At 72.3% G+C, this 11,757-nt stretch carries 6 protein-coding genes; 3 read left to right on the top strand and 3 right to left on the bottom strand.

What is annotated here, in order from left to right; translation table 11 throughout:
• Positions 1-63: 63 nt before the first annotated feature.
• Complete coding sequence (locus EAS64_RS43465) at positions 64-204, bottom strand: hypothetical protein (protein ID WP_187365829.1); 141 nt, start codon at positions 202-204, stop codon at positions 64-66.
• A 791-nt stretch (positions 205-995) separates the two neighbouring features.
• Positions 996-1,175: a hypothetical protein gene (locus EAS64_RS43460; RefSeq protein ID WP_187365828.1), complete on the bottom strand. Its 180-nt coding sequence runs from the start codon at positions 1,173-1,175 to the stop codon at positions 996-998.
• Between EAS64_RS43460 and EAS64_RS10560 the strand changes: the two genes are divergently transcribed.
• Genes EAS64_RS10560 through EAS64_RS10550 form a run of 3 tightly spaced genes read left to right on the top strand, consistent with a single transcriptional unit; the run spans position 1,159 to position 10,704 of the window.
• Positions 1,159-3,870 (top strand): hypothetical protein, encoded by a 2,712-nt coding sequence (locus EAS64_RS10560; RefSeq protein ID WP_187365827.1) that lies wholly within the window; start codon positions 1,159-1,161, stop codon positions 3,868-3,870. The genes EAS64_RS43460 and EAS64_RS10560 overlap by 17 nt on opposite strands.
• Positions 3,871-3,874: 4 nt before the next feature.
• A complete protein-coding gene (locus tag EAS64_RS10555) occupies positions 3,875-7,528 on the top strand; it encodes a hypothetical protein (RefSeq protein ID WP_145852759.1) in 3,654 nt (1,217 codons plus the stop codon).
• A complete protein-coding gene (locus EAS64_RS10550; RefSeq protein ID WP_145852758.1) occupies positions 7,525-10,704 on the top strand; it encodes a phospholipase D-like domain-containing protein in 3,180 nt (1,059 codons plus the stop codon). Before EAS64_RS10555 ends, EAS64_RS10550 begins: the two co-directional genes overlap by 4 nt.
• A 163-nt stretch (positions 10,705-10,867) precedes the next feature.
• On the opposite strand, the gene EAS64_RS10545 is transcribed toward EAS64_RS10550, so the two are convergent.
• A complete protein-coding gene (locus EAS64_RS10545; RefSeq protein WP_145852757.1) occupies positions 10,868-11,728 on the bottom strand; it encodes a hypothetical protein in 861 nt (286 codons plus the stop codon).
• Positions 11,729-11,757 lie beyond the last annotated feature (29 nt).

Genomic DNA, 11,757 nt, shown 5'->3' with positions numbered 1-11,757 from the left:
CGGCGGGGCCTGGCCGGCCGGGTGCAGGCCACGGGGCCGGTGCCGCCGAGGGTGGCCAGGGCGTTACGCCGGGACCGGGTGCCCCGCGGCGATGCGCCGCATGGGAACCTCCCCGCTGGCTGCGATGACCAGGTACCGGTACCTGCTGGCCTGGTGCGGGCAACTGCCCAGGGTGGTGCGGGGGCGGGTAAGGATGCGGTGCACTGGCGTTGCGTGCGCCAGGGTAGGAATTCCCGCGGCGCGGGCGGATCCAGCGGCGGAACCAAGCAGTAAAGCCAGCCAACATGATGCCGAGGGAGGTCCTTTGCGGCCCCCCAGCCCCCACTCCTTGCTCGTGCAGACAGCCTGTCGCGGCCGTCCCGCCCGTCTCCCCGGTGAAGGTTCAGCCCTCAGGCGTGGTGCTCTGGCGCGGAAGGCCAAGACAACTTGTAAGGCGGGCTTGTGTCCCGTGCCGTCATGGTTGCACGCCGCGGGTCCGGTTGCGGGCAGTGTTGGCTGAACAGTTATACCGGCGGCCGCGATGGCGGCGGGGTCCGGCATCAGGAAGCCGCCATGACAAGAAATAGGGCGATCCCGCGCTCGGCCTTCTTCCGGTACTTGCCGCAGGCGGGCCGCATCCTGGTCTTCCCGCCCACAGCAGTGGCTTGTCCAGAGTCGTGCACCCTGGTCGGCCATCACGATCGGGTTTTCCTTCACCGGGACGGCAGCGCGCCACGCGCACGGCACCGAGACCTTCCTTCGGAGCGCAGATGAGGTCCTTCCATGACTGTCAGGAGTAGCCACCGTGCCGCCCCGCGGCTGGCCCGGGCGCATCGTCAAGATCAATCCCGAAGCAGGTCCACTCACCTACGGGGCCCGCCCAGCGCCGCCGGGCGAGCCGCTCGCGCTGGCCGCGGACTGAACGCTGCTGATCAGGATGCTGAGCGCCGGAAGATAAGACAGCCAGTCATAGTTTATTACTCAAGTTTGACTGATCACTGTTGAGCACATACGCTTCAGTCGCGGTCACCGGCGCTCGCCCAGGGTTCGGCGGTCGATCGCGGCATCGACACCAGCCTCGGCCAGGCGCCGGAGCAGACTGCCGGCGTCCCCGCCGACAGCGCGCTGCCGGTGGTGCCGATCGATGCCATTCCCGTGATCTCGATGATCGTGCCTCCGGTGGCCGGCGTCACCATCGGCGGACTCGGCACCCCGCTCAGCACTGCCCCCGGCGTCGCCGCAGACGGTTTCGCCGAGCGCTCCGGCGACCGGTACCACTACGAGATCACCGGCCTGCGCCTCGAGCGGATTAAGGACAACGGCCAGCTCGACTCGCCCGCGCTCGGGGGAGGGGCCGCACCGGTCGCATGGTGGACGGTCAATGCGGCGGCGCAGGCCAGCCCGGCGGCGCAGCTCGCCCTCCTCACCTGGCAGGCCGCCCCGGCGACGAAGGCGATCGAGTACACCGAGAAGCTGGTCGGGACGATCACCGACCGGTGGGGCACCGTGTGCACGCCGGCCGCGCCGCCGGCCGAGGTCCTCTGGACGTTCCTGCTCGAACCGCTCGGGCCGTCGGGCGCCGGGTGGGACCTGGAAGGCGTTGCCTGGCCCGACCCGGCCGACACCCAGCGCAGCGTGCCGCCCGGCACGACACTGCACGTCGGCGAGCGGTGGCGTACCGGCGAGCCGCAACTCGACGAACTGCGCGGCATCATCCCCGCTGTCGTGGTCGGGGCGACCGTGCCGTGCGATCACGGCAATGCCCCGCCCGGGGGCCCGGACATTCGCGATGTGCTCGGCGTGACGGCCGATCGCGCCGCCCTGGCGGCGCGCCGGTCGCCCGTGTTCGCCGCCAAGGAGGCGGGGGCGAGGGCCGGCCTGGACGCCCTGGCCGGCGCCAGTCGTGCGGCAACTCTCGATCACCTGCTGCGGCAGGCAGTGGCTGGCTTGGAGATCCCGACGTCGCAGTGGCACCTCGCCCTGCAAGCGCCCGGTCCCGCCGTCGCGGCAACCCAGCCGTCGGGCGCCTCGGGCGGTGCCTGCCCGGTGAAGGCCCTCGAAGCGCCGGTGCTCGACAACGGGCTGGCGAGCAACTTCACCGACAAGGCCGCGCTGAGCACGCTGGCCGCGGCCGGCATCAAGGGGGAGAAGCGCGACCTCTACGACGTGATCCAGCTGCGCACCGGCGCCTACGACTCGCTTGACCTGTTGCTGGCCGTGCCCCGGGCGATCGCCGCCGCCAAGACACTGGTCGTGCGGGTACTTAACGGCAGCGGGACTGAGACCGGCCGCGTTGCGGTCAGCAGCGGCGACCTGCTCGCGGCCGGTGCGGTGCTGCCGCCGAACTGGGTCAACCCGGCCGGGCCATGGGCCGCGGACATCGACGACCTCGTGCGATGGGCGGACGCGACGCTGAACATGCCCGTCTACATCACGGTGCCGTCGACCGCCGATCCCGGATCAACAGTCGAGATCGGCCTGAAAACGCCCTCGACCACGGCCGGTTCCGACGCAGCCAAGGGAACTGTCGCGCCGCGCTACCTCGTGGCCGCGGTCGGGATGCGGTCGGCGGCCGAGGTCGCGCGTCACGACTGGGACCAGGAGCAGATCAGCCAGGACCTCGCGACTCTCACCAACGCCGTCGGGCCGGCCAGCAGCGACCACGCGCTGCTCGAGCCCGGCTCGCGCTATCGCATCGTCGTCGAGTACTTCGCTACGCGCGCCAGTGACAGCACGACGCTCGGCGACGCTGGCCATCCGCGCAGCCAGACGTTCTGGTTCCGCACCGACACGCTCGCCACCCACCCGACCGACAGCACTCAGCTCGTCTACACCGACACGCCGGCCCCCGTCCCGGTGCGTCTTGACCCGTGGACGATGGTGACGATGCCCGGCGACAATGAGACGGGCTGGTTCGGCCGGGAGAAACTGCGCCTCGTCTTCAACACCCATGACGTCGACCGGTTCTTCGGCGCGTACGGCAAGGAACTGCGGCTCCGCCTCGAGGCAGCCAATGGGGACCACCCGCAGGGCAACGGATCCACGCCGCATCCGCTGCCGATCTCGGGCGCGAACCTGATCCCTGTCGCCGCGACCCTGCTGTCGCCATGGGATCAGGCACTCACCGAAGCCGTCGCCCGCGGCCAGCTGCCGTGCGTCGACGTCGACGAGACGCGCACCCAGCACAGCGAGGTGCAGTTCGACATTCCGCTCCACCCGTTCATGGAGTACCTCCTCGACGTCGAGCTGGTTGACCAAGGCGCCGCCGAGTCGGCCCGCGGCCCGCGCGTGTTCCGCCGCCACTTCACCACCGGCGGCTTCGGCACGGTTGAGGGTTTCGCCTGGTCGGTGTCGAGCGTCCTGCGCACCGCGCGGGCGTGCCCGGTTGACGCGTTCGCCGCGATGCTGGCGACCCTCGGCTCGCACCCGGAAGGAAGCGCGGTTGACACCCATCTCGCCGGCTATCAGATCGACCCGCTGCCCGTGCCTGACCACCCCCAGGTTGTTGTCTTCTGGCAGCAGGCCGGCGGGGCCGACCCGCAGCCGGCCGCCATCATGATCGACGCCACGGAGCCGCTGTCGCGGTCGCGCGACTACCCGCGCGAGATCACTGACGCCACAGTGCCCGACGCACCCCAGCGGTGGATCCTCGAGCCGCGCGAGTGGCTGACGCTGCGTGGCGGGGGTGACCCCGGCGCGATCGCCGGCATCGTCTACGCGCCGGGCGATCAACGGGCATTCATCGTGCTGGCGCCGGGCTCGCGAGGCCGCCACGTGACTGTCGACCTGGTGTCGGTGGCAATGCCTGACCTGCCGTTCCTCGACGGCGGAGAGCACGCCTACAGTCTCGTGGACGTCACGCTAGACCACGCGCCGTGGGAAGAGGTGTAGACCCGTGCCCAGGCGAGTCGACCCGCGACGGTTCATGCTCATCGGCTGCGTTACCGACTGGCAGGCGGTCAGCGCCGCTCAGGCGCAGCAGGTTCCCGCCGGCGAACTCGCCCGCAAGCGCGGATTGCCGAGCCCGCGGGTGCTCCAGCTGCGCTGGTTCTTCGACCCGGTCCTGGGGTACCCGAAGACCCCGTTCACGGTGTGGACGCGAAACCGCAAGGCAGCCGGCGTCGGCCCGAGCAAGATCGGCTTCAGGACGTTCCAGTTCCGCGGCGCGCCGGCGCTGCTGCTCGACGGCCCGTATCCCGAGGTGCTGGTTGAGGCCAGCGCTGGCCCGGGCGGCCAGGTGCTCGGAATCAACGGCATGCCGTCCGCGGCGCCTGTCGTCGACATCAAGGCGCTGGCGGCCGGCGCCGCCGGCGTGCGTCTCAGTGCCCCCGCCCTGCGGGTTGTCCTGCTCCCCGCCGGCACCACGGTAAGCGGCGTGTTCGCGCTCGGCGACTCCACCACGGACGGGAAAGGGTGGGCCAGGGTCGAGATCGTCGGCCTGCCCGGCGACGGCACCTCTGCCGCGGGCACCGACCTGCTCGCCAAGCAGGGTCTCGTCAGCGCGCTCACCGACCCGGTGCCGGCCGCCCTTGACCGGTTCAACCGCGGCGCCCCGTTCTACGGCTGGGACAGCGACCTGGAGCCGGGTGCCCCAGCGCCGTCGTGGATGCTCGCCGACCCGGTCATGATGATCAAGGTGTTCCAGGCTGAGATGCTGCCCGATTTCGTCGACATGGTCGACAGCGCGGCCGCCTCCGGGCAGCAGTTGCGGACCTACACGCGGACACTGGCCACCCCGACGGGGCAGACGGCGCAGACGACGTTCAACCCGCTGCGGGTGCTGATGATCGGTGCCGTGACCGATCCGCTGATTTCGCTTGTTACCGGGTTCGGCACCGCCTACGACGCCGCGATCCTGGGCGACCAGGTGGCCGGCGCCGGGACGCCCGGGTCAATCGCAAGCCTGTCGCAGCAGGTCGACTTCATGGTGACCGCCACGTTCGTCGACGCTCTCGGCAACGACGCCGAGTGGGCGGCACTGCTGCTGGGCGGCGTCAGCACGAGCCTGCCGCCGGCCACGCCCGCCGCCGTGACGGCGGTGAGCCAGGGGGTGCAGTCGCCCGCCGTACCCGACGGCCCGTTCCAGCCGGTGGTCACGGTGTCGTGGGACGCGACGCCGGCGAAGCTGCCGTTCCACCTCGGCAGCCAGGCGCTGGCCCGCCGCGGCGGCTCGCCGGCGTCGGCGTCGGTCGCACTGATGGACAAGCGCCCCGGCGACGCCGCGCTCCAGCCGACCGGCGCGTCGGTCAGCACCACCAACCCGCTGCGACGTTCCCTGTCCGACGGCTCCTACCCGATCGACGGCACGCTTCCCGCCAACGTCGTGCGGTACTCGGTGGCGACGCAGGATATCTTCGGGCGCTGGTCGCCCTGGGGGAGCGACTCCTGCCAGGCGGGGGAGCCGCCGCCGGGGAAGGTCACCCTGCTCGGCCCGCGCCTCGACGCGACGCTCACCGGGGGGCCGTGCCCCGCCACGCTCACCGTTGACCTGTCGTGGGACTGGGCCAGCCGCAGCCCGCGCACGATCGACGTGGCTGGCCGCTGCTTCGGTCAGGTGTGGGCCCAGGACCCGCCCGACGACCTCTCGGTGCCCGCGATACCCGGCACCTTCGCCTCCGCCTTGTCCGGGCTCCTGGCGTCGGTTGGCTTCGCGCCTGACGGCTCGATCACCGCCGTCACCGCCGGGAACGGGCTCACAGCGGACCTGCGGCATCTGTCGGCCGACTCGACTGAGATCGTCACCGCGCCGGTGACCTTGCGCGGGCCGCGCCGCTACCGCCTCACGGTCACCGGATTCGACCTTGACTTCGACGTTAACGGCCGCTGGGGCCTCGGGCTGTGGGCGCGCGGCACGGAGCATGCCGCGCCGGGCCGCGCCGGGCCGTGGTCCTCGGCGCCCGCCGTGGCGTCGGCATCTGACCCGCGGCCCCCGGTGATTCAGTCAGCCTACGAAGCAGTGCGGCTCGCTAGCCTGCGCGACGCCGGGGGCCTTCACCACGCCAAGCTTGAGTGGGCGCCGATGGCCGGCTCGGCTGAGTACCGCGTGTACACCGCCGCCGAGTCAACGTTCCGTGCCCTCGCTGGCCTGCCGCCCGTCAAGAGCGACATGACGCTGACGCAGCGCCTCGCCGAGCTGCGAGCGGCATTCCAGGCGAATCCGGCGCGGCGCCCCTTCACGCGGACGTCGTCGGCCGCGGTCACCGGTACCTCGGCGCAGGTCTCGCTGCCACGGGGCACGAAGGACATCCACCTGTTCGTCGTACTGGGCGTCAGCGCCGGCGGCGTGGAGTCGGACTGGCCGTCGGCGACCGACACCCAGTGCGGGAAGCGATTCGTCGCGTTCGCCGCGCCGCAGACGGTAGCGCCGGGACCGCCGGCGCTGGAGGTGTCGCTCGCCGGTGACGGCCAGTCCGTGCCCTATGCGGCGAGCGTCCGCGTCAAGACGGCAGCGGGCGCACGCGTATCAAAGGTCGACCTGCACCGCGTCCGCGTCGCGGACGCGGCGACGTCGCTCGACACGATGGGTCCGCCCCTGGCCGCCATCACCGGCAGCGGCGGCGGCTATACCGTCGTCGCGACGCCGCCCGGCGATCCCGGCTCGCGAGCCGATGACGGTCGCGAGCAGCCGATCGGCACCATCACCGGCGTCGACCTCGTCCCCGGTTCGTGGAAGCCCGTGTTCTACCGAGCGGCGGCGTGGGGCACCGACGACGCCGACCGCGGCCAGTACGGCGTCAGGTCGCAGTCCAGCGTCGTGCGGCAGGTTGTCGTGCCCCCGTCCGCGCCGCCCGATCTCGGCGCGCTCACCGTCGTGCTCCCGCTGGCCGGATCGCCCGCCGCCCGCATCGACGCCATCACCACGGCACCCGCGGCCGTGACCGCGTTTGGCCCGCATGTGCTCGAGGGTGACGTGGTGGCCACCAACTCGGCCGGCACGTCGAGCGCAGTCGATCTCGTCGTTGCGCGGGCCGCGCTCGATGCGCTCCCCACGTCCGAGCCGGACGCCGGGCTCTCCGGCCTGTGGCGCGATCCCGCGACGGACGGGGGCACCCCGCTGCACTTTCTCGTCCGCCGGTCCGACCCGAACACGACTCTGCGGGTGCGCATCCGGCTCACCGATCCGCTCGGCCGCATCACCGAGCACACGATCGAGGTCCCGGCAGTGCCGCCGGTGCCGCCACCGGACATCACCGCCCCGACGCTCAGCGCGGTAGCCGGCGGCACGCTTGTGGCCTTCACCACCTCGGTGCCTGACGCCGCGCCGGGATCCGGCCCCTACCGGATCGCGGTGACGTTCCGTCCCGTGGCCGGGCCGCTGGCCCGCGTCGGCGAGAATCTCGCCGACATCCCCCTCGCCCGGCCGGGCGAGGACATCTTCGCCGTCGCCGCCGAGGCGATCCCGATCCGGCGCACGCCGCGTTCAGCCGGCGTCACGTCGATCGGCGTCGGGCTCCGGCGCACCGGCAAAGTGACCGTGGCGATAGCGGCGCCAGACGGCGCGACGGCGAGCGTCAGCCGCCAAATCGGGAGGGTGGTGCCATTCCCGTGAGCGAAATCACGTCGGTGACGGTGCTGACCGCGGCCGACGCGGCCAGCCAGCTCCAGAGCAAGGGACTTGATGCGCTTGGCCTGACCATGCCGGCCTTCGCTACCCTGTGGTCGACCGCCAGCGCTACCGCCGACGACGCCACGCTGCGTCTGTCGGTCACTGATCCGCGCGCCCCGTTCACGGGCACCTTCCGCTTCGAGTCGTCCCCGGTGACGCTGGCCGGACCGTCAGGCGACCCGATAACGTCACCGTCGGGAGTGCTCCGGCTGCACCCCGAGGCCGTCCACCGGCTGGAGTCCATCGTCCGGCTACGCTACGGCGCACTGCAACGCCCCGTCCCGGTAGCGATGGCGGTCCACGATGTCACGTTCCCGGACGGACCGCAGCTCATGTCATGGTTCCGCGGCGGCGAGGCCCTCGGCACCAGCGGTGTCCATGACATCTCGTTCCACGACCGCCGGGGCCTGATCATCGACCCCGTGGCGGTGGCGTCGCTGCTGGCCGACCTGATGCAGTTCCGCCCCGCCCTGGTCGCCGCCGGAGCGGGCGGCTCGGCATCGCAGCCAGGCGGTGTCTCCACGATTGCCGGCCTCCCTGGGCCAGGCGTGCGCGTCCACGTCGTCAGCCCGCACGGCACCGCCTACCTGTCACGCCGAGCCGTCGGCGAGCTGGAGGTGATCGACCAGGCGGGCGGGTTCGTCCGCACCGTGCCGGCTGGGGGAGTGGTCGACCTAGGCGCGGACGAGCGCCTCGGCCGCGCTACCGCTCATGCGGCTGACGATGCCGCCGCCGGCGCGCCGCTGCTGTGGGGGCTGGCACCTGGCGGGACCCTGCAAGCCACGCCGCTAGCGGCGCCTTCGCTCCCCCCCGGCACCAACCCGCCGAGCCTGACGCGTCAGTTCTTCCGGGTCGTCGCGGTCGACCTGGGCTGGCACCTCCTCGGTAACCGTGACATCGCACCGGGCGACCCCGCCGTCCCCTGCGAGACCGGCCGGCCGGCCGAAGCGCCAATCCCGTCGCTGCGCAAGAGCGCCTCGAACTTCGATTTCCTCATCGACGGCAACGACGTGCTCGGGGCGATGGGAGCGATCTCGGCGGCCCTGCCGCCAGCCGGGCCCGACCAGCGGGCGCTGCTTAGCTCGCCGGTGATCGAGGCAACGGTGCCGCTGCCCCCGGCGGCGGGCACCGCCGGGCACTGGCCGTCGTTCCCGCCCGGGCCGGCGCCGAGCGCCGGCGACACCGCGGCAATCCGGCGGTACGACGCCACGGGCGCGTCCCGCCCGACCGCCACGTGGCGCAGTCCTGCCACCGGTCCCAAGCGCGACGTGATCGTGTCGTTCCCCGCGGGATCCCTGCCGGCCGGCACGCACGTCCGCGTGTACCCGCGGACGTTCAAGCAGCTGCGCGGCATCGGCCAGGATCCCTCGTTCGTCCGGGGCGACGGCGGGTCGGCGATCATGCCGAGCGGCGGCGAAGCCACGGTGCTGCTCCTCAACCCGTTCCTGCTCACCCCGGCCGACGGCGAGCCTGACCCGGGTCAGGTCACCATCGACGTCGTGGCCGTCGGACGCGACGGTACACGCCGCCTGCTGTCGGCCACCCACCTCGACCTCGGTGCACCCCAGCCGTTCACCGGCAACCTCACCGACTTCGGCGGCACGACGCCGGCGGCGGTGGCGGCGCTGCTGGCCGCGCCCGGCAACACGGCGATCGCGCCGGCCACGGCGTTCGGCAACCCGCAGGTGCCGGCACCGCCCGCCCTGCCCGCGCTGCCCGCATCGCCAACGGCCGCCGACGTCATCGCCTGGGTGCGCACGCTAGCCAACGAGACGACATCGCCGCGCATCGGGCCCCATCTGCCGACGCAAGAGCGCTTCGACACGATCCTCGCGCTCGGGTCGGTCCCCGGCGGCCAGCAGGTCTACGCGTGGGATGGCGTCCTCACCGGCGCCCGCTTCGGCCTCGAGTCGCGCTGCGCGAGTCCCGACCTGGCCGATCCGGGAAACCCGGCCGGTCCCGACGCGCACATCAGCGGCGTCCGCGTCGGCGGCCAGCTCGCCTACGACCTCGCCTTCCACGCACTCAAGCGCTGCCTGCCGGTCATCCCGCTCGGCGGGCCGGCCGGCTGGATCGTGCAGTCCGCGGGCGCCAACTGGGATGTGCCCGACCCCGACCCCGAGCCGCCGGCCGGCCAGCCGTTCATGGCCGGCGCCGTACTCGAGACGATCGCCCCGCTCGTCGACTCGCCCGAGCTGTCGTTCCTGCCCCTGCCGCCGGCCGGAACGGCAATTCCGGCGCTGGTGGGTCAGGTCGCCGCCGCGCTCGGTGCCCCCGCGCCGGTCGTCGCCGTCGCCAACGAGGCGCGCCTCCTGCGCGAGCTGCAAGGCGAGATCCAAACGGCCAAGGACGGCCAGCGCGACGCGATGTGGTCGATCGCCCGCGCCATCGCCGAGGCCCGCGAGTACGTATTCGTCGAGTCGCCCATGTTCGGCCGCACGGCCCGGCCCGACGACACCCATCCCGAAGACGGCCTCGTTGACCTGGTCACCCTCCTCGCCACCCGTATCACCGACAATCCACGTCTCAAGGTCATCGTGTGCGTACCGAGGTTCCCCGACTTCCCCGTCGAGCAGGAGAACTGGTTCCGCGCCGCGCTCAAGCAGCGCAAGGAAGCGATCGACCTGCTAGTCAATGCCGACACCAATCGCGTCGCCGCGTTCCATCCGATCGGCTTCCCTGGCCGGACCACCGTCGGCCGAGGCACGGTCGTCCTCGTCGACGACGCCTACGCGCTCGTCGGCACCTCGCACTGGCGCCGCCGCGGCATGTCATTCGACGGTGGCTGCGACCTCGTCACCATTGACCGGCGTCTGGACAACGCCGGCTCACCCGCCGCGATCGCCCGGTTCCGTCAGGAACTGCTCGCCACGCGGCTTGGCGTGCCGATCCCCGCCGGGGCGCCGACGACCACGGCGCTGTGGACCCGCCTGGCCGAGCCCGAGTCAGCCTTCGACGTGGTGCGCGACCTGCTCCAGTCCGGCGGCCAGGGCCGCTGCGCCGCCGTGTGGGCCGGCCCCACCGACACCGCCGTGATCCCCGAGACCGATGACAAGACCGACCCGAACGGCCGACTCGGTGTCGGCTTGCTCAGCACACTGCTGGGCCTGGTGCCATAGCAGCCGTGAACGCCCCCACTGTCCTGTCTCAGTTTAGTTGGCCAGCGGCCAGGCCCCTGACCTGGGCTGGCCAACTAAATTGAGACAGCCGGCGCAGCCCACGAGAGAACGCGTCAGACTGGCCAGCTAAATTGAGACAGCCGGTGGGTGGGGAGAGAACCGGCTAGGTTGGCCAGCTAAATTGAGTCAGGCGACCCGCCGTGGAACCGCCGGAGCTGCCAGGGGCCAGCGTCTTCCCCCGGTGCCCGGGCAGGGCCGGGGCGCCGAGCGCGCTGCGCTCCCCGGCCGGGCGCCCAGCCCTGGTATGGTCGCCCGTCACCAGGTCCGTCCAGTGGGGCGAGGCCAGCAGCCGCGTCAGGGCGACGGCCTGGGGGTACTTCGCCGCGGCAACGAACGGCGAGCTGATGTAGACGCTCCAGCCTGGGCCGAGGAACCGCCCGATCCTTTCGCTGAAGCCGTCAGTCCGGGTGTAGTCGTAGGAACCGGACGCTCGCCACGCGTCGATTACCGCGTATGCCCGTGCGCGCGGGCCAGCCGCCGCCAGGCGCGGTACGCGGTCAGTATCTCGGGCTGCCCGTCGAGCCGGGGCTGCTGCCCGGTTCGGTCGAGACCTGTGGTCCACCGGCGGTGGCGCAGGCACAGCACGTCTTCCGGGGCGCGCCACACCTGTGCGCCTCCCGCGGCGCACCGTGCGGCATTGCAGAGCAGGCAGCCCGGGCCAGCGTCCCGGCAGGGATGCCCGCCGGGCGCCGGCCCCGGGGGCTGGGGAGGCGAGCTCGGGCAGGGCGCGCCGCTGCGTGCGCTCCGGGCAGCCGCTCAGCCGTGACAGCACCGCCGGGCGCGGCCCGGCGGCCTGGCGGCAGGCGCCCGTGACCAGCGTGCGCCGTGTCTCGCGGTCCATCAGGTTGGCCGATGCCAGGCGGCGCAGGTAGGAGCTGACGGTCTCGCCGGGCAGCGGGGTGCAGGCGCGGGGAAGGGGCCGGAAGGTGTAGCGGAGCTCGTCGACCGCGTCCGGCCTCTTCATCGCGTGGTGCCTTCACGGCTGGCCTTGCA

The sequence above is a fragment of the Trebonia kvetii genome, from assembly GCF_007827045.1.
Taxonomy (GTDB): domain Bacteria; phylum Actinomycetota; class Actinomycetes; order Streptosporangiales; family Streptosporangiaceae; genus Trebonia; species Trebonia kvetii.
The sequence above is the reverse complement of the archived record's forward strand: the minus strand, read 5'-3'. Positions and strand labels throughout refer to the sequence as shown.

Bases quoted from the DNA above. Each gene is read 5' to 3' on its own strand.
- EAS64_RS43460 (WP_187365828.1), bottom strand. From the start codon at position 1,175: ATGGTGACGCCGGCCACCGGAGGCACGATCATCGAGATCACGGGAATG.
- EAS64_RS10545 (WP_145852757.1), bottom strand. From the start codon at position 11,728: ATGAAGAGGCCGGACGCGGTCGACGAGCTCCGCTACACCTTCCGGCCC.